The organism is Xanthomonas sp. NCPPB 3174, assembly GCF_056725205.1.
Window position 1 is genome coordinate 3,722,744 of sequence record NZ_CM161517.1, and the last position, 17,510, is coordinate 3,740,253.

At 70.0% G+C, this 17,510-nt stretch carries 13 protein-coding genes; 3 read left to right on the forward strand and 10 right to left on the reverse strand.

Annotation, left to right across the window (positions count from 1 at the left end; genetic code table 11):
- The first annotated feature begins 2 nt into the window (after positions 1-2).
- Genes AC1PK7_RS16055 through AC1PK7_RS16065 form a run of 3 tightly spaced genes read left to right on the forward strand, consistent with a single transcriptional unit; the run spans position 3 to position 3,845 of the window.
- Positions 3-2,459 carry a DUF802 domain-containing protein gene (locus AC1PK7_RS16055; RefSeq protein WP_481098789.1) on the forward strand — a complete coding sequence of 819 codons (2,457 nt, stop codon included), beginning with the start codon at positions 3-5 and terminating at the stop codon, positions 2,457-2,459.
- Positions 2,456-3,106: an OmpA family protein gene (locus tag AC1PK7_RS16060; RefSeq protein ID WP_481098790.1), complete on the forward strand. Its 651-nt coding sequence runs from the start codon at positions 2,456-2,458 to the stop codon at positions 3,104-3,106. The genes AC1PK7_RS16055 and AC1PK7_RS16060 overlap by 4 nt, the downstream gene beginning before the upstream one ends.
- Positions 3,096-3,845: a DUF2894 domain-containing protein gene (locus tag AC1PK7_RS16065; protein WP_481098791.1), complete on the forward strand. Its 750-nt coding sequence runs from the start codon at positions 3,096-3,098 to the stop codon at positions 3,843-3,845. The genes AC1PK7_RS16060 and AC1PK7_RS16065 overlap by 11 nt, the downstream gene beginning before the upstream one ends.
- A gap of 213 nt (positions 3,846-4,058) precedes the next feature.
- Here the strand turns inward: AC1PK7_RS16065 and tkt are convergent, their stop codons facing one another.
- The 10 genes from tkt to AC1PK7_RS16115 form a co-directional block, all read right to left on the reverse strand.
- The gene (gene tkt, locus AC1PK7_RS16070; protein ID WP_420007663.1) at positions 4,059-6,059 is read right to left on the reverse strand and encodes a transketolase; all 2,001 of its coding nucleotides are present in this window, start codon (positions 6,057-6,059) and stop codon (positions 4,059-4,061) included.
- A gap of 237 nt (positions 6,060-6,296) precedes the next feature.
- Positions 6,297-7,586: a dicarboxylate/amino acid:cation symporter gene (locus AC1PK7_RS16075; RefSeq protein ID WP_481098792.1), complete on the reverse strand. Its 1,290-nt coding sequence runs from the start codon at positions 7,584-7,586 to the stop codon at positions 6,297-6,299.
- A 203-nt stretch (positions 7,587-7,789) separates the two neighbouring features.
- On the reverse strand, positions 7,790-9,550 hold the full coding sequence (locus AC1PK7_RS16080; RefSeq protein WP_481098793.1) for a BatD family protein: 1,761 nt from the start codon (positions 9,548-9,550) through the stop codon (positions 7,790-7,792).
- Positions 9,547-11,379: a VWA domain-containing protein gene (locus tag AC1PK7_RS16085; protein WP_481098794.1), complete on the reverse strand. Its 1,833-nt coding sequence runs from the start codon at positions 11,377-11,379 to the stop codon at positions 9,547-9,549. The genes AC1PK7_RS16080 and AC1PK7_RS16085 overlap by 4 nt, the downstream gene beginning before the upstream one ends.
- The gene (locus AC1PK7_RS16090) at positions 11,376-12,398 is read right to left on the reverse strand and encodes a vWA domain-containing protein (RefSeq protein ID WP_209248813.1); all 1,023 of its coding nucleotides are present in this window, start codon (positions 12,396-12,398) and stop codon (positions 11,376-11,378) included. Before AC1PK7_RS16090 ends, AC1PK7_RS16085 begins: the two co-directional genes overlap by 4 nt.
- On the reverse strand, positions 12,395-12,865 hold the full coding sequence (locus AC1PK7_RS16095) for a DUF4381 domain-containing protein (RefSeq protein ID WP_481098795.1): 471 nt from the start codon (positions 12,863-12,865) through the stop codon (positions 12,395-12,397). The genes AC1PK7_RS16090 and AC1PK7_RS16095 overlap by 4 nt, the downstream gene beginning before the upstream one ends.
- Positions 12,862-13,800, reverse strand: a complete 939-nt coding sequence (locus AC1PK7_RS16100) for a DUF58 domain-containing protein (RefSeq protein WP_481098796.1) — start codon at positions 13,798-13,800, stop codon at positions 12,862-12,864. The genes AC1PK7_RS16095 and AC1PK7_RS16100 overlap by 4 nt, the downstream gene beginning before the upstream one ends.
- 58 nt (positions 13,801-13,858) lie before the next feature.
- On the reverse strand, positions 13,859-14,878 hold the full coding sequence (locus tag AC1PK7_RS16105) for an AAA family ATPase (protein WP_481098797.1): 1,020 nt from the start codon (positions 14,876-14,878) through the stop codon (positions 13,859-13,861).
- 154 nt (positions 14,879-15,032) lie between these two features.
- The gene (locus AC1PK7_RS16110) at positions 15,033-16,877 is read right to left on the reverse strand and encodes a type IV pilus secretin PilQ (protein ID WP_481100911.1); all 1,845 of its coding nucleotides are present in this window, start codon (positions 16,875-16,877) and stop codon (positions 15,033-15,035) included.
- A 101-nt stretch (positions 16,878-16,978) separates the two neighbouring features.
- Entirely contained in the window at positions 16,979-17,500 is a 522-nt protein-coding gene (locus AC1PK7_RS16115) for a pilus assembly protein PilP (protein ID WP_414629224.1), read from the reverse strand.
- Positions 17,501-17,510 lie beyond the last annotated feature (10 nt).

Consider the following 17,510-nt stretch of genomic DNA (forward strand, 5'->3'; position numbering starts at 1 on the left):
TCATGCCCAAGACCCTGCTCCATTCCGTCCTGTTCCTTGCCGGCCTCGCCGTGGTCTGCTGGATCGGCGCCGGCTATCTCGGCTCCAACCCGCTGGGCGCCAGCTTCGCCGCGCTGATCGGCCTGTGCTACCTGACCGGCATCGCCGAGTTGTACCGCTACCGTCAGGCCACGGCGACATTGCAGACCGCGCTGAGCGAGGCCGAGTCCGCGCGCGACGACCTGGGCGGCTGGCTGCAACGGCTGCACCCGAGCCTGCGCAACGTGGTGCGCCTGCGCATCGAAGGCGAGCGCGCAGCCCTGCCGGTGCCGGCGCTGACCCCGTACCTGGTCGGCCTGCTGGTGCTGCTGGGCATGCTCGGCACCTTCCTGGGCATGATGGCGACGCTGCGCGGCACCGGCCTGGCGCTGGACAGCGCCACCGATCTGAATGCCATCCGCGCCTCGCTGGCGGCGCCACTGAAGGGCCTGGGCTTCGCCTTCGGCACCTCCATCGCCGGCGTGGCCGCCTCGGCGATGCTCGGCCTGCTCGCCGCGCTGTGCCGGCGCGAGCGCCTGCAGGCGGTGCAGCACCTGGACCTGCATGCGGCCACCGCGCTGCGCACGCATTCACTGGCCTACCAGCGCAACGAGGCGTTCAAGCTGCTGCAGGCGCAGGCCACGCTGATGCCCGGCCTGATCGAGCGCATGCAGACGATGATGGCGGCGTTGGAACAGCACAGCGCGGTCAGCGGCGAACGCCTGACCAGCAGCCAGGACGCCTTCCACAGCCGCACCGAGGCCGCCTACACGCGCCTGGCCGGCGCGGTCGAACACGCCCTGCAGGCCGGCGTGGCCGCGCATGCGCGTGCGTTCGGCGATGCGCTGGAGCCGGTGGTGCAACGCACGCTCGACGGCGTGGCACGCGAGACCGCCGCGCTGCAGGACAGCGTCGGCCAGGCGGTGCAGCGGCAACTGGACGGCCTGGCCAATGGCTTCGCCCAGGCCGCCGAACAGGCCACGCAGCGCTGGGACAGCGCGCTGGCCGAGCAGCAACGCGTCAACGGCGCGCTGCTGCAGGAACTCGGCAGCGCGCTGCAACGCGCCGGCGACGGCCTGGAGCAACGTGCCACCACGCTGGTGGAGGCGACCGCGGCACGCCTGCAGGGCGCCAGCGACGACGCCAGGCAGGCCTGGAACGAAGCCCTGACGCAACAACGCGAGGTCAATGACAGCCTCACCGCGCGCCATGCGCAGGCACTGGACACGGTGACGAGCCGCCTGGACGCCACCGCCGAAGCCGCACAGCAAGCCTGGAGCGCAGCGCTGGCGCAGCAGCGCGAGGTCAACGACGCGCTCGCCACGCGTCATGCGCAGGCACTGGACACCGTGGCGACGCGCCTGGACGCCACCGCCGAAGCCGCACAACAGGCCTGGGGCGCGGCGCTGACGCAGCAGCGCGACGTCAACGACACGCTCGCCACGCGCCATGCGCAGGCGCTGGAGACGGTGACCACCCGCCTGGATGCCACTGTCGAGGCCGCGCGGCAGGCCTGGAGCGCGGCGCTGGCGCAGCAGCGCGAGATCAACGCGGCGTTGGCTGCGCACAACGCGCAGGCACTGGACGCTGCCGCCGCCAGCCTGGAGCAACGCGCCGCCGCGCTGGCCGAGACGCTGCGGCAGGCGCACGCCGACCTGCAGGACGCGCTGGAAGCGCGCGATCAGGCGCGCCTGCGTGCCTGGACCGACAGCTTCTCCAGCATGGCCGCGACACTCGGCGCGCAATGGGAACAGCACGGCGAGCGCATCGCGCAGCGCCAGCAGGAGATCTGCAGCACCCTGCAGGAAACCGCGGCGGCGATGTCCGAGCAGAGCCAGGCACAGGCGCGCGACACCATTGCCGAGATCGAGCGGCTGGTGCAGGTCGCCTCGGAAGCGCCGAAGGCCGCGGCCGACGTGGTCGCGGAATTGCGCCAAAAGCTTTCCGACAGCATGGTCCGCGACACGGCCATGCTCGACGAGCGCAATCGCCTGCTGGCCACGCTGCAGACGCTGCTGGACGCGGTCAACCACGCGTCCACCGAACAGCGCAGTGCGGTGGACGCCCTGGTCGCGACCTCGGCCGATCTGCTGGAGCGCGTCGGCAGCCGCTTCACCGACCAGATCGACGCCCAGACCGGCAAGCTCGACGATGCTGCCGCGCAGGTCGTCGCCGGCGCCACCGAAGTGGCCAGCCTGGGCGATGCGTTCTCCGGCGCAGTACAGGCCTTCGGCGAGTCGAACATGGCCCTGCTGGAACGCCTGCAGGGCATCGAGCAGGCCCTGGACAAGTCGCTGGCGCGCAGCGACGAGCAACTGGCCTACTACGTGGCGCAGGCGCGTGAGGTGATCGACCTGAGCATGCTCTCGCAGCAGCAGATCACCGAGGAATTGCGCCAGCTCGCCGCGCGCCAGGCGCCCGACCAGGCCGACGCAGCATGAGCGACGAACTGGAACTCGACGCCGACAACGGCGCCCCGGTCTGGGCGGTGTTCGGCGACCTGATGTCGGTACTGCTCGGCGCCTTCGTGCTGATCCTGATCGGCGTGATCGGCGTGCAACTGCAGCTGTCGAACAAGCTGGATGCGGAGATGCGCCAGCGCCAGCTCGAAGCGCAGCAGCGCAAGACCCTGGAACAGGCGCTGGCGGCACCGCTGGCAGCCGGCCGGGTGACCTTGGTCGACGGCCGCATCGGCATCCGCGGCAACGTGCTGTTCGCACTGAACTCCGATCAGTTGCAGCCGGAGGGCCGCGACCTGCTGAAGAGCCTGGCCGCGCCGCTGGCCGGCTACCTCAAGGCGCGCGACGAGATCCTGATGGTCAGCGGCTTCACCGATGATCGCCAGGTGCGCGAGAGCAATCGCCAGTTCGCCGACAACTGGGAACTGTCGGCCGAACGCGCGTTGACCGTGACCCGTGCCCTGATCGAGGCAGGCGTCCCCGCCGATGCGGTCTTCGCCGCCGCCTTCGGCGCGCAGCAGCCAGTGGCGCCGAACGTGGACGAGGCCGGACGCGCCAGCAACCGCCGCGTGGAAATGGCACCGCTGCCGCGCATGCGCAAGCGTGCCGCGACACCGCATGCACCCTGATCGGATCCCGGCTGCCGACCGCCTCGCCGCCTTGCGTGCACAGCATGCCGAGCGGCTCGACCCGCTGCGCTTCCGTTTCCTCGAAGCGCTGGCGCGCCGCACCGAGGCGCAGCAGGGCAAGGCGCGGGAACTGCTGGAGCAGAAGCTGTCCGCGTTGCTCGACGCTTACGCCGCGACATTGGCCATGGCGCCGCAGAATGCCGCTGATGCCGCGATGCGAGCGCATCACCCAGGCCCGCTCGGCGCCTTGCTGGCGCAGTACCGGCCTGCGACTGCGGCGGCCACTGCCTGCAGCGGCCAGGACACCGACGTCGGCGCCCATGAGGATGCCGACACCGAGACGTCCAAGGCGACCGACGCAATCGACGCAGACGCCGCTGCGCCGTCGCACGCGCCGGTAGCAAGCGCCGCAGCGCGCCTCGCCGCACCACAGTTGCCCGCGGTCGAAGACGCACGCCGGCTGTGGACAGAATTGCGCAGCCGCAGCCAATTGCGGCAGTCGCTGCAACCGGCTCCCGCCGACGCCGGCCCGCTCAACTCCGGCGTGCTGGTGCATCGCGCATTGGCGTTGATGCGCACTCTTTCGCCCGGCTACCTGCAGCACTTCCTGTCCTACGTCGATGCGCTGTCCTGGTTGCAGCAACTGCAGGAGACGGGCGCACTGGCGACGCCGCAGAAATCCGGCAGCGCTGCCGGCAAGCCTTCGACGCCGCGCAGCAAGCCGCGCAAGCGCGGTTGACCGCATCGCTGGTGCACATCGCGCCGATTACGTCGCCGTAGGAGCGGCTCTTGTCCCTTTTCGGGGATCAGCTGCGACGGGCGTTACATAGAACTGCGGTCGCGGCTGAAGCCGCTCCTACGAGATCCTCTTTCTCCTCATACGCCACATCCGCACAGGCAAGAAAAAGGCCGGCATGCGCCGGCCATTTTCGTCACCATCGTGATTCTCGGCTTACAGCGCCTTCGCCGCCGCCACCACGTGTTCGGCGGTGATCTGGAAGTGCTTGTACAGCACGTTCGCCGGTGCCGAGGCGCCGAAGCTATCGATGCCGACCACGGCGCCGTCCAGGCCCACGTAGGCGCGCCAGAAGGCGGTGACACCGGCTTCCACCGCCACGCGCTTGCGCACCGCCGCCGGCAGCACCGACTCGCGGTAGGCGGCGTCCTGGCGATCGAACACGTCGGTGCACGGCATCGACACCACGCGGGTCTTCAGGCCCGCGGCATCCAGCGCCTGCTTGGCTTCCACCGCCAGGCCCACTTCCGAGCCGGTGCCGATCAGGATCACGTCGGGCGTGCCGCCTTCGGCATCGGCCAGCACGTAACCGCCGCGCTCGATCAGCTTGATCTGCTCGGCGCTGCGCGGCTGGTGCGGCAGGTTCTGGCGGCTGAACACCAGGCAGCTCGGGCCGTCCTTGCGGGTGATCGCGGCCTTCCAGCTCACCGCCGACTCCACCGTGTCGCAGGGGCGCCACACGTCGTTGTTGGGAATATAGCGCAGCGACGCCAGGTGCTCCACCGGCTGGTGGGTTGGGCCGTCCTCGCCCAGGCCGATCGAGTCGTGGGTATAGACGTGGATCGCGTGCGCCGGGATCAATGCGCTCATGCGCACGCCGTTGCGCGCGTAGTCGCTGAACACCAGGAAGGTGGCGTCGAACGGAATGAAGCCGCCGTGCAGCGCCAGGCCGTTGGCGATGGCGGTCATGCCGAACTCGCGCACGCCGTAGTACACGTAGTTGGCGTTCGGGTCGTCGCTGGCGACCGACTTGCTGGCTTTCCACAGGGTCAGGTTGGAATGCGCCAGGTCGGCCGAACCGCCGACCAGTTCCGGCAGCAGCGGCGCGAACGCCTCGATCGCCATCTGCGAGGCCTTGCGCGAGGCGATGGTCTGGCCTTCGGCGGCCTGCTTGGCGATGTAGGCGTCGGCCTGCGCGAGGAAGTCCTCCGGCAGTTCGCCGTGCGAGCGGCGGGTCAGTTCCGCGGCTTCGGCCGGGTACTGCTTGGCGTACTTGTCGAAGGCCTGCTCCCACTCGGCCTGGCGCAGCGTGCCGGCACCGCCGGCGCGCCAGCCGTCGTAGATCGCCTGCGGGATCTCGAACGGCGCATACGGCCAGTTCAGCGCCTTGCGCGCGCCTTCCAGCTCTTCCTTGCCCAACGCGGCGCCGTGCGAGGATTCCTTGCCGGCCTTGGTCGGCGCACCGAAGCCGATGGTGGTGCGGCAGCAGATCAGGGTCGGCTTCTCGCTCTCGGCGATCGCCGCCTCGATCGCGGCCTTGACCGCATCGGCATCCTGGCCGTCGACGTCGCGGATCACGTGCCAGTGATAGGCCTCGAACCGGGCTGGGGTGTTGTCGCTGAACCAGCCGGCGGTGTTGCCGTCGATGGAGATATGGTTGTTGTCCCAGAACGCCACCAGCTTGCCCAGGCCCCAGGTGCCGGCCAGCGAGGCGGCTTCATGGGAGACACCTTCCATCATGCAGCCGTCGCCCATGAACACCCAGGTACGGTGGTCGACGATCTGGTGCTCGGGGCGGTTGTAGCGCTGCGCCAGCAGCTTCTCGGCCAGCGCGAAACCGACCGCGTTGGCAAAGCCCTGGCCGAGCGGACCGGTGGTGGTCTCCACCCCCGGGGTCTCGCTGCGCTCGGGGTGGCCGGCGGTCTTGCTGTGCAGCTGGCGGAAGCGCTTGAGCTCCTCGATCGGCAGGTCGTAGCCGGACAGGTGCAGCAGCGCGTACTGCAGCATCGAGCCGTGGCCGTTGGACAGCACGAAGCGGTCGCGGTTGAACCAGTGCGGATTGTTCGGGTTGTGGCTGAGGAAGTCGTTCCACAGCACTTCGGCGATGTCGGCCATGCCCATCGGCATGCCGGGATGGCCGGAATTGGCGGCCTCGACCGCATCGGCGGCAAGGAAACGGATCGCGTTGGCGAGTTCGCGGCGGGTAGGCGTCGTCATGAGGGATCTGTCGGAAGCGGGCGCGTGGCGTCGGGCCCACTATTGTCCCACAGGCGGGGATTCGGGATTCGGGATTCGGGATTGGTAGCGTCACCGGCTGGACGCCCGAGATGACGTAGGAGCGGCTTCAGCCGCGACCGCAGCTCGCTGTAACGCCCATCGCGACCGAAGCCGCTCCCACGCGTGGCCGGTCAGGCGGCGACACTGCCGCCTTTACCAATCCCCAATCCCGACTCCCTAATCCCCGCCGTCCTCGCCCTTGGCCACCATCGTGGTCAGGGCCAGGTCGCCGGTCACGTTCAGCGCGGTGCGGCACATGTCCAGGAAATGGTTGACGCCCAGGATCATGCCGATGCCGACCGGGTCCACCCCGACCATCGCGCAGATCAGCGCCACCACCGGCAGCGAGCCGGATGGGACGCCGGCGGTGCCGATGCCGCCGAGGATGCACACCAGCATCACCATGCACTGCTGCGCGATGCTCAACTCCACGCCGAAGAACTGGGCCAGGAAGATCACCGTCACGCCCTCGAACAGCGCGGTGCCGTTCTGGTTGGCGGTGGCGCCGACGGTGAGCACGAAGCGCGAGACCTTGTGCGGCAGCCCCATCTGGTCGGCCACGCGCAGCGCGGTCGGCAGGGTGGCGTTGCTGGACGCGGTGGAAAACGCCATCACCGTCGCCTCGCGAGTGGCGCGGAAGAACCACAGCGGCGAGCGCCCGGCCAGGCGCACCGCCACGCCGTAACTCACCACCATGTGCAGGCCCAGCGCCAGCACCACCACGCCCACGTAGGCGCCCAGCCGCACCAGCAGCTCGAAGCCGAACAGCGCCGCCAGGTTGAACATGAAGCAGGCCACCGCATACGGCGCCAGGCGGATCACCAACCCGATCAGGGTCATCGAGATCTCGAACACGCCCTCGATGCCGCGGCGCAGCGTCGCCACCTTGGCGTCTTCACTGAGCACCATGCCCACGCCGAACATCACCGCGAAGAACATCAGCGACAGGATCGCGCCGTTGCTGGAGGCGGCTGCGACCACGTTGTCGGGCACGATCGACAGCAGCATATCCATGCCGTGCGGCTGGTGCTTGCTCTGGTCGACGATCTGCGCGGTGCGCTCCACGTTCTGCTGCAGCAACTGCTGCGCCAGTTCGCGATCCACGCCGATGCCGGGCTTGAGCACGTTGACCAGAACCAGGCCCAGCAGCACCGCCACACCGGACAGCACCACCGTGTAGCCCAGCGTCTTCCAGCCGATACGCCCAAGCGCACGGATGTCGCCCATCTCCGAAATGCCCATCACCAGCGCCGAGAACAGCAGCGGCACGATCAGCATGAAGATCAGGTTGAGGAACAGCTTGGAGAACGGCGTGGTGAGGTACTTGGTCAGCGCCTGCACCCAGGCCGCATCGCCGCCCACGCTCATGTGCACCGCCAGGCCCAGCACCAGCCCGAGGACGAAGCCGATCGCCATTTTCCAGTGCAACGGCATGCCGGTTTCGGCCTTCGCGGGGGTGTCGGTCATGAGTACGCCTTGCGAGGAGAGACGCTCAGCTTAACAAACCATGAGCAGACATCGACCAACACACGCTGACATAGGCTGCGCGGCGAGTGCCGGCTTGCCAAGGGGCGCCGACAACGCGACGTCAGGTCGCAGGCTTGCCGAGGCTGACGAACCGCACCACGCGCCATCGCGTCATCGGACGGCCGGCTGGAGCCCCCGCCGGCTCAGGCGTTGCGCCTCGGATACAGCGGCGGCAAATCGTCTGCGGCCGCGCCGCGCGTTGCGACGCGCCAGCGTGGACCGGACGCGAATGCCGCGCGCAACGCAGCACGTGCACCGGCCACATCACCGCCACCACCCCAGCGCGCGTGCTGCATGCGCAGGACGGCGTCGCGCTGCGCCGGATCGTCCAGACGCTGCACCACCGTATCCAGATCGGCGACGCCGGCCTGCGCGCACAGGATCGCCGCGACCTCGTCGAGTCCGCCGCTGTCCAGCGCCTTGCGCAATTCCGGCAGTGCGACGCGTGCACGCGCAGGCGCCGATGTCGCGCCAGGCGCCGCGTTGGCCGCCATGGCCGGCAGTGCCGCGACGGCGCGCGAGCGGCGCGCGCGGCGCCAGGCCCAGACCAGGGTCACCAGCCACAGCACCGCGAAGCCCACGGCCAATCCCATCCACAGCGGCAAGGAGGCAAGCCGTCCCTGCAGTGTGTGCGTCGGCGTCACCGCAGTGTCGGCAGGAACCACGCTCAGCGTCGGCGCCGCCGGGCTGACCGGAGCCGGGGCCGGCGCGGGCACGCCCTGTCCGGGCTGCACCTGCAGGGTCAGGTCCGGCAGGCTGGCCTCGCGCGCGGCGCCGGCGCCGACGTCCCACCAGGGCATGCGCAGGCCGCGCACCAGCAGCGGGCCCGCTGCCTGCGGCACGATCGAGTAACGGCGGGTGACGGTCACCTGCGGGCCGCCGTCGACGAAGCGTTCCTGTACCTGCGGCGGCTCCGCGAACACCTGCGCGCCATCAACGCTGGGCGTGGGCAGTTCGGGGAACTGCGCCTGCGTCGCGCCGCGTGCGGTGGCCTCGACCACGATGTCGGCGGCCTCGCCGGCCTTGGCGTGTTGCGGCGTGGCGGTGTAGCGCAGGCGCAGTTCGTGCAGCGGCAGCCAGGGCTGCGGCGCATTGGCCGGCTGCGCGCGTACCTGCAGGGTCTGCGCAGTGCCGCGCGCATTGAGTTCGCCGCCGCGGCCGAAGTAGTCGTCGAAGAAGCCGGTGGGGCCGCGGCCGTTGAAACGCGCCCCCGGCAACAGCAGCGCGCCGCTGCGTTCGGGGACCAGCAGGTAGTGCCGCTCGATCACCGTATACATGCGTCCGTCGATCTGGCGACGGTTCTGGATGTCGTCGCCGACGCGCTGCAGCGACGCGCCGGCCGGCGCGTCCAGGTCGAGCTCGCCCGAACTCAGCGGCACGCCGAGATACAACCGCACCACCACGCCCACGCTCTGCTGCACGTAAGGCTTTGCATCGTCGACGACGGTCTGCACGAACACATCGGCATTGGCCACCTGCGCCGGCACATCGGCATTGGTGGTGGCCGGCACCGCGGCACTGGCCGCGGCGACTTCCAGCCGCAATGGCGCGGTACGCTCGTTGCCGACCTGCAGCGACGGGATCTCCAGGGTGCCGGTGCTGCGCGGGGTCAGCATCACGCCGAACAAGGACTTCGCCGACACCGCGCCGTTGACGATCTGCATCTGCCGGCTCTTGACCTCGTTGCTGAGCGCGAAATCCGCGCGCAACGGCGTGTAGTCCGGTGTGGCCGCGGCCTGGTCGGTCTCGATGTTGAGGGTCACGCCTTCGCCGGCGCCGACGTTGTCGCGGTCCAGCCACGCGCGCGTGGCCGCACCCGCCGGCAACGCCAGCAGCAGCGCGGCCGCTGCCATCAGCACCACGCACAGCCGCGTCCCCTGGCCGAGTCGCCTGAAGTGGATCATGGTTCTTGTTCCCGCTGCCTGCGTTCGTGTTCCAGCCTGAATTTGGCGCGCAGCAGATTGCCCGGATCGTCCGGCACCCGCCGCAACCATGCCTCCACCGCCTGGCGCTGCTCGCGCTGCTGCGGCGTCTCGTTGGCGGCGGCAGCGGCGCGTTCGGCGGCCTGCTTGTCGGCACCGCCCTGCTGCGCCATCGCCTGCTGCATCTGCTGGCGTTGCGCCGCATCGGCCTGTTGTTGCGCCTGCGCATCGCCGGGCTTCGGCGGCGCCTGCTGCGCGTCCTTGGCGCCATTGCGTCCCTGCTGGCCGTCGCGCTGCTGGCCGTTCTGTTGCTGTCCGTCCTTCTGCTGCTGGTCCTTCTGCGCACCGTCCTGCTGTTGACCCGACTGCTGCTGGCCGTTTTGCTGCTGGCCGCTCTGTTGCTGACCGTTCTGCGACTGCCCGCCCTTCTGCTGCTGGCCGTCCTTGCCTTGCTGGCCGGACTTGGAGTTCTGCGACGACTGGCGCTTGCGCGCCGCCTCCACCGCCGCGCGGTTGGCGATCGCATCGGCCATCTGCGGATGCAACTGCAGCGCCTTGTCGTAGGCGTCGATCGCCTCGTCGTAGCGGCCCTGGCGCGCCAACGCATTGCCGAGGTTGTACCAGCCGGCGTCGCTGTCGATGCCTTCGAACTGCTGCTGCGCGGCGGCGAAATCGCCCTTGCGATAGGCCTGCACGCCCGCGTCCAGCCGTTGCTGACGGACCTGGTCGGCACGTTCCCACAATCCGCCTGCGACAGGACCGGGTGGCGGCGCCGGTGCCTGCGCATGCACCGGGAGCGGCGCCGCCAGCGGCACCAGCACCAGCAGCAGCACCGCGGCGCCACCGCGACGGCGGAACGCGAGCAACGCCAGCAGCATCAACGGCGGCAGCAGCCAGTAGCCCTGGTCCAGCCAGACCCGGCCATGGCTTTCGTCGGCGGCCGTCGCATCCTCTTCCTGCGGCCGCAGCACGCCAAGCGCGCGCAGATCCGTATCGTCGGGCGTCAGCCCGGCGTAGCGGCCGGCGCCGGCCGCCGCCAGCGCGCGCAACGCGCCCGCATCCAGTTGCGCGTGCGCGAGCCGGCCCTGGTCGTCGCGGTAGGCGGCGCCTTGCGCGGTCCCCAATCCCAACGCGGACACGTGATAGCCCTGCCCGGCCGCACGCGCCGCCGCCTGTTGCGCCTGCACGTCGGCCTGGTCGCTGAGCACCAGGATGTCGCCGCGGGAGAAGCCGGCCTGGCGCAGCAACTGCGCCGCCCAGTCGATCGCCAGATCGGTGCGCTGCCCCGCCACCGGCATCACCTGCGGCGACAACGCATCCAGGAACAGGCCCACGTTCGCCGCATCGTCGGTCAACGGCGCCACCGTGTAAGGCTCGCCAGCATAGGCCACCAGCGCCACTTCGCCACCGGCGCGCTCGTGCAGCAGCCGCGCCAGCTTGGCCCGTGCCTGCAGCAGCCGCGACGGCGGCAGGTCGCGCGCGTCGATCTGCGCGGACAGATCCAGTGCGATCACCAGGGGCGTGCGCGCCTGCCACAGCGGCTGTTGTTCCTGCCGCCAACTCGGCCCGGCCAGCGCCAACACGGCCAGCGCATACCCCAGCGCGCCCAGCAACAGGCCGGCGCTGCCCTTGGCATCGCCGCGCGCCAGCAGGTGCGGCAGCAGATGCGGGTCCACCGTGCGCCGCCAGATGTCGCGGCGCCGGCGCCGCCGCCACCAGCTCCACGCCAGCAGCGGCAGCAACAGCAGCGCCCACAACCACTCCGGGCGCAGCAGGTGCAGGGCCTGGAGGACTTCCGCCACGCGGGTCATTGCCGCCTCCAGGGCCAGATGAAGGACAGCAATGCCAGGACCAGCGCCGCTGCCAACGGCCAGGCGTAGCGTTCGATCCGCGGCCGCACCGCCGGACCGGCCGAACGCACCGGCTCGAGCCGGTCCAGTTCGGCATAGATCGAGGCCAGCTCGGCGGTATCGCGGGCGCGGAAGAAGCGCCCACCGGTGTCCTGCGCGATCTTGCGCAGCGTGTCCTCGTCAACCTGGTCGTCGCCGCCACTGCCGGGGATCGGCAAGCCGAACAGGGACATGCCGCCATCGCCGCCGAAGGCGATGGTGTACACGCGCACGTGTTCGGCCTTGGCCAGTTCGGCGGCCTTCAGCGGGTCGAGCACGCCGGCGGTGTTGACGCCGTCGGTGAGCACGATCAGCACGCGCTCGCCCTGCTTCTGCTCGCGCAGGCGCTTGACCGCCAGCGCGATCGCATCGCCCAACGCGGTCTCGCGCCCGGCCAGGCCGACCACGCTGTCGCGCAATTGGTCGCGCACCGTGGCCAGATCGGCGGTCAACGGGGTCAGCGCATACGCCTGCTGGCCGAACACCAGCAGGCCGATGCGGTCGCCGTCGCGGCGGTCGAGGAAGTCGGCCAGCACCGCCTTGGCCGCGGTGAGGCGATCGACCACGCGTCCGCCCAGGGTCATGTCCGGCTCGCTCATGCTGCCGGACAGATCCACCGCCAGCATCAACTGGCGTGCCTGCTGCGGCGGCATGATGGGTTCGCCCAGTTGCAGCGGACGCGCCGCCGCTGCGCACAGGCAGAACCAGGCCAGCCATGCCAGCCACACGCTGGCACGCCACAATCCGCCGCGCGCCGGCGCGGCGGCCACGGCCTGCAGGCGTTCGCCATAGGGCACGCGCAAGGCCGGCGCATTGCCGCGCCGCGCCGGCAGCAGCAGGTTGGCCAGCAACGGCAGCGGCATCGCCAGCCACATCCAGGGCCAGGCGAAACCGGCCAGCAGGTCGCTGAGGCTCTGCCACGACGACGGCAACAGGCTCATCGCCGTCCTCCGCGCCGCGTCGCCGCCATCAACGCCAGGAACCGGCGCCGCGCCAGCGGCAGCAATGCCTGAACCTGCGCCGGGTCCAGGCTGGGGCGATAGCCACCGTCGAGCAATACGCGGCCGGGGCCGGCGGAGAACGCCTGGTGTTTGTCGCCGCCATCCAGGAACCGCAACCACTCTTCGCCCTGCAGCGCCGCAGCGGCCGGATCGCGGCGTTGCGCCGCGCGCCGCAGCAGCTCCGAGACCGCGGCCACCTGCGCCGGCGGTTCGCCCGTACGCGTTGCCGCGTCGAACTGGCGCTGCCAGCGCTGCACGCGCCGACGCCCGCGCATCCACACGAACAGCGCCGCGCCGATCGCCAGCAGCAACACGGCCGCCAGCATCCACCAGCCCGGTGCGGGCGGCCACCAGGCCGGTGCCGGCGGCAGGTGCACATCGCGCAGGGGAAGTTGCTGCGGGCTCATGGCGTCGCGCCCCGCTGCACCGGCAGCAACCACGACTCGCTGGGCGCGTCGCTCAGCAGCACCCGCACCTGCACGCCGCGGCCCGGCAGTTCCGCGGCCAGGGTTTCCAGCGGCTGCACGAACTGCGCGCGCCAGCGCTGTTGCGCGGCGCTCGCCAGCAGATCGACTTCCACGCGGCGGCCGCTCGCCCAAAACGGCAGGGCCGCGCGCGGCGGCTGCACTTCCAGCGGGTCGGCGAGCAGCAGCAGCTCCACTTCGTTGTGCAGCGCCAACGCGGCCCAGCGCGCGGCGGGCACCGCCTGTGCGCTGGCCGGATCGGCCAGCACGGTCAGGCGCGATCCCGGTCGCAGCAGCTTGGCTGCGTGATCCAGCGCCATGCCCAGGCCCGCGTCTTCCTGCGGCGGCTGTGCGTACCAGCGTGCCAGCGCATCGAGCACACGCAGCACGCCGCGCGGCCCGGACGCGGGCGGCACCGGCGCTTCGCTGCGGCTGCCGCGCAAGGCGGCCAGCCGATCGCCCTGGCGCTGCGCCGCCCACGCCGCCACCGCGCCGGCGCGCGCGGCCTGCACCGACTTGAAGCGGACGCGGGTGCCGAAGTACAGCGACGGCGCGGTATCGGCGACGATCAGGCTGAGCCGTTCGCGCTCGGCCTGGAACAATTTGGTGTGGGTGCGGCCGCTGCGCGCAGTCAGCCGCCAATCGATGTGCCGCACGTCATCGCCCACCACGTACTCGCGCGATTCGGCGTATTCCATGCCGCGCCCGCGCATCGGCGACGGGGCGGCCCCACTGAGGCCATGACGGCCGCGGCGTGGCGGCGGGATGCGCGCGACCGCAGCGCGCAGGGCCACCAGCTCGGCCAGGCTGGGGCGGATCCCCGCCTCGGCCGGCGCGGCGGCGTGCGACATGCCCGGCGCGGTCGGCTGCGGTGCCATCGTCGTTACTCCGCGCGCAGGCGGGCGGCGGACAGCAGCCGAGCTTGGCGGCGTCCGCTCACGGCGGCGGCACCTTGTCCAGCAGGGCGGCGACCAGGCGATCACCGTCCCAGCCTTCGGCGGTGGCTTCGTAGCTGGGCAGTACGCGATGGCGCAGCACATCGGCGGCGACCGTGCGCACGTCGTCGGGCGTGACGAAGTCGCGTCCGGCCAGCCACGCCCGGGCGCGGGCGCAACGCTCCAGCGCGATAGAGCCGCGCGGGCTTGCCCCCCAGGCAATACGCCGCGCCAATGCGGCGTCGTAGCCGCTGGCATCGCGCGAGGCCAGCACCAGTTCGATCAGATAGCGCTCCAGCGGCGGTGCCATGTGCAACGCCAGCACCGCGCGGCGCGCCGCGAACACGTCTTCCAGCGGCATGCGCGGCGGCGGCGCCTCGCCTGCCTCCAGCGTCTCGCGAGCGCGCTCGCGCGCCAGGCGCAGGATCTCCGCTTCCGCGGCCGCCTCCGGATAGCCGATCCGCACATGCATCAGGAAGCGATCCAGCTGCGCCTCCGGCAGCGGGAAGGTGCCTTCCTGCTCGATCGGATTCTGCGTCGCCATCACCAGGAACAGCTTCGGCAGCGCATAGGTATGCCGGCCGACGGTGACCTGGCGCTCGCCCATCGCTTCGAGCAGCGCCGACTGCACCTTGGCCGGCGCGCGGTTGATCTCGTCGGCAAGCAGGATCGGATGGAAGATCGGCCCGGGCAGGAACTCGAAGCGGCTCTCCTGCGGACGCCACACCTCGGTGCCGGTAAGGTCGGCCGGGAGCAGGTCGGGCGTGAACTGCACGCGGGCGAAGTCCGCCTCCAGGCGCGAGGCCAGGGCGCGGATCGCCGTGGTCTTGGCCAGGCCGGGCGCGCCTTCGACCAGCAGATGGCCGTCGGCGAGCAGCGCGATCAGCAGGCGTTCCACCAGCGCCGACTGGCCGACGATGGTCTGGGACAGGCCGTCGCGCAGGGCGACGAACGCGGCGTGCAGGCGCTGCTGCTCGGGCGCGGCCGGCGGGGAATCGAGGGGTGAGGAGGACGTGTTCATTTGCGCAGTCTGACCGATCACCGGTGAAAATGGTTCCGCGCGCGGCCGACGCCGCGTGCGGCGAATTCAGGATTTCCTCATCCACGCAGCATAAACGCCGACGGGAGAGGCTTGCGCCTCTCCCGTCGGGAGTTACAGCTGTCTGCGCAGACGCTCAGCCGGCGGGCGAGCGCTTGGCCACGCGCATCAGCTTCGGGGTCACGAAGATCAGCAACTCCGCCTTGTCCTTGCTGCGACCACGCTTCTTGAACAGGTTGCCCAGGAACGGCACGTCGCCCAGGAACGGCACCTTGGAGATGCTGCTGCGATCGGTGAATTCGTAGACACCACCGATGACCACGGTCTGCCCATCATCGACCAGGACGGCTGTGTTGATCTCGCGCCGGTTGATGACAGGAACCTGGCCATAACCGCTGAGCGTAATGTAGCTATCAACCTCATCCTTCTTCACGTTCATGTTCAAGAAGATGCGGTTGTCGTCGGTGATGGTCGGCGTCACCTTCAGCTCAAGCAGCACTTCCTTGAACTGCACATTCGGCGTGGCGGCAGATCCGCTGGTACCGCCGGTGATGGTGACATAGCCGATTTCCTTGCCTTGCCGGATCACCGCCTCACGCTGGTTGGAAGTCACGATGCGCGGGTTGGAGATCACCTCGCCACGCCCTTCCTCCTGCAGTGCCGACAACTCCATGTCCAGCGAGAAATTGGCACCGAGCAAGGTATACGCGATCGCACCGGGCGTACCCGTGGTGAAGGTGCCGGCGGGCATATTGAAGTTCAGCCCGCTCGGAATGTTGTGCACGCTGCTGTTGAGGATGGACGTGTTGTTGGCCAGGTTGCCGCTGATCACGCCGGTGTTGTCGCCGTACTGCCGGCGGCCAGCGATACCGAAGCGCGCGCCCAGATCACGGGCGAAAGTATCGGTCGCAATGACGATGCGGCCTTCGATCAGCACCTGGTCGACCGGCCGGTCGATCACGTTGATCAGCTCGCGCATCTGCGCGACCTTCTTCGGGATGTCGCTGATCATCAGCGTGTTGGTGCGCTCGTCGGCGACGAGGCGTCCGCGCGGCGACAGGAAGCCGTTGTCGTTCTGGCTGCTTCCACCACCACCACCACCACCACCGCCACTTCCACCACCACCGCCACCACCGATACCCTTGGCCTCGGTCAGCGCCTTGAAGATCGCGCTAGCACTGTGATAGTTGATCTGCACGTAGTCGGTGATCAGGTCCTCGCGGTTCTCGATCGCAATGCGCGCGTCTTCCTTGTCCTGCTCGAACTTGGCCAGTTCCTGCTGCGGCGCGACCCAGATCACCTTGCCGTCGCGGCGCTTGTCCAGGCCCTTGGCGCGCAGCACGATGTCCAGCGCCTGGTCCCACGGCACGTTGACCAGGCGCAGGGTGACGCTGCCCTGCACGGTGTCGGAGGCGACGATGTTGAGATTGGACTCCTCGGCGATCAACTGCAGCACCGTGCGCACCGGCACGTCCTGGAAGTTGAAGGTCACCGGCTTGCCGCTGTAGCCGCGGGCAGCGACCTGCGCGGCGGCCTGGCTGACCGTGGTCGCGGTGACCGCGCCCACCGCCGGCGCGGCGGCACGCGGGGTGATCTCGACCACGTACTCGTTCCCGGATTGGTAGGCCAGGGATTCGAAGCCGCCATTGGTGTTCAGCACCAGCTCGGCACCGCCGGCATAGGGCTTGGCGTCGATGCGCTGCACCGGGGTCGCGAAGTCGGTGACGTTGAGCGGACGCTGCAGCTCCGGCGGCAGCACGGCGTTGCCGACGTCGACCACGACGTTGTTGCCCTGGGTGCGCAGGTCCGGGCTGGCGCCGCTGCCGTTGAACGACAGGATCAGCCGCCCCGCGCCGCCATCGCCGCGCTTGAAGTCGATCTTCGACACCGTGAGCTTGGCCGGCGCCGAAGCGGGCGCGACAGGTGCGGCAGCAGGCGCGGCCGGCGGTGCCGCACTGGCGACGACCGCGTTCCCGAGCATCGCCGCCAACCCCAAGGCGCATAGCCGCATCGTCGCGTGGCGCCGGATGGGGCGCAGGCTCAGGGCTTTGGAAAAAGTCATCGTGCTATCCCCATAATCAATCATTGATCGTCCAGCGCGACGGAGGCGGGACGTTCCAGCCAGCCGCCGGCGCCATCCGGCACCAGTTCAATCAAATCGATGCGATCCTCGTGCACCCCGGTCACGCGGCCATCGCTCTGCCCCATGTACACGCCCGGACGCACGCGGTAGGTCACCTTGTCCGGCGCCATCACCAGCGCCACCTGGCCCGCACCGCTGCCCAGCGTGCCGACCATGTTGAGGCTGTCCAGCGGGAACTGTTCCAGCGGCTCCTTGCGGCGGTTCGGATCCGGGCGCAGGCCGCTGCTGCCATCGGGGTTGGCCCAGGCATCGCTGAACGGATCGCGCAGGCCCTGCGCCGCATACTCGAAGGTCTCGAACTGCTGCATCACCGGCAACGGCTCCAGCGGCTGCGCCGGTCGCGCGCGCACTTCCTTCACCCAGTTCTCCAGGTTCGGCGCGTCGCCCGGCGTGCTGGTAATGGTGCGACCACAGGCGCCAAGCACCAGCGCCAGTGCGGCCGCGGCGAGAATCCTGACCATGCGTTGCTGC

Bases quoted from the DNA above. Each gene is read 5' to 3' on its own strand.
- AC1PK7_RS16075 (WP_481098792.1), bottom strand. From the start codon at position 7,586: ATGACCGACACCCCCGCGAAGGCCGAAACCGGCATGCCGTTGCACTGG.
- AC1PK7_RS16095 (WP_481098795.1), bottom strand. From the start codon at position 12,865: ATGAGCCCGCAGCAACTTCCCCTGCGCGATGTGCACCTGCCGCCGGCA.
- AC1PK7_RS16090 (WP_209248813.1), bottom strand. From the start codon at position 12,398: ATGAGCCTGTTGCCGTCGTCGTGGCAGAGCCTCAGCGACCTGCTGGCC.
- tkt (WP_420007663.1), bottom strand. From the start codon at position 6,059: ATGACGACGCCTACCCGCCGCGAACTCGCCAACGCGATCCGTTTCCTT.
- AC1PK7_RS16055 (WP_481098789.1), top strand. From the start codon at position 3: ATGCCCAAGACCCTGCTCCATTCCGTCCTGTTCCTTGCCGGCCTCGCC.
- AC1PK7_RS16115 (WP_414629224.1), bottom strand. From the start codon at position 17,500: ATGGTCAGGATTCTCGCCGCGGCCGCACTGGCGCTGGTGCTTGGCGCC.
- AC1PK7_RS16065 (WP_481098791.1), top strand. From the start codon at position 3,096: ATGCACCCTGATCGGATCCCGGCTGCCGACCGCCTCGCCGCCTTGCGT.
- AC1PK7_RS16105 (WP_481098797.1), bottom strand. From the start codon at position 14,878: ATGAACACGTCCTCCTCACCCCTCGATTCCCCGCCGGCCGCGCCCGAG.
- AC1PK7_RS16100 (WP_481098796.1), bottom strand. From the start codon at position 13,800: ATGGCACCGCAGCCGACCGCGCCGGGCATGTCGCACGCCGCCGCGCCG.
- AC1PK7_RS16060 (WP_481098790.1), top strand. From the start codon at position 2,456: ATGAGCGACGAACTGGAACTCGACGCCGACAACGGCGCCCCGGTCTGG.
- AC1PK7_RS16080 (WP_481098793.1), bottom strand. From the start codon at position 9,550: ATGATCCACTTCAGGCGACTCGGCCAGGGGACGCGGCTGTGCGTGGTG.
- AC1PK7_RS16110 (WP_481100911.1), bottom strand. From the start codon at position 16,877: ATGCTCGGGAACGCGGTCGTCGCCAGTGCGGCACCGCCGGCCGCGCCT.
- AC1PK7_RS16085 (WP_481098794.1), bottom strand. From the start codon at position 11,379: ATGACCCGCGTGGCGGAAGTCCTCCAGGCCCTGCACCTGCTGCGCCCG.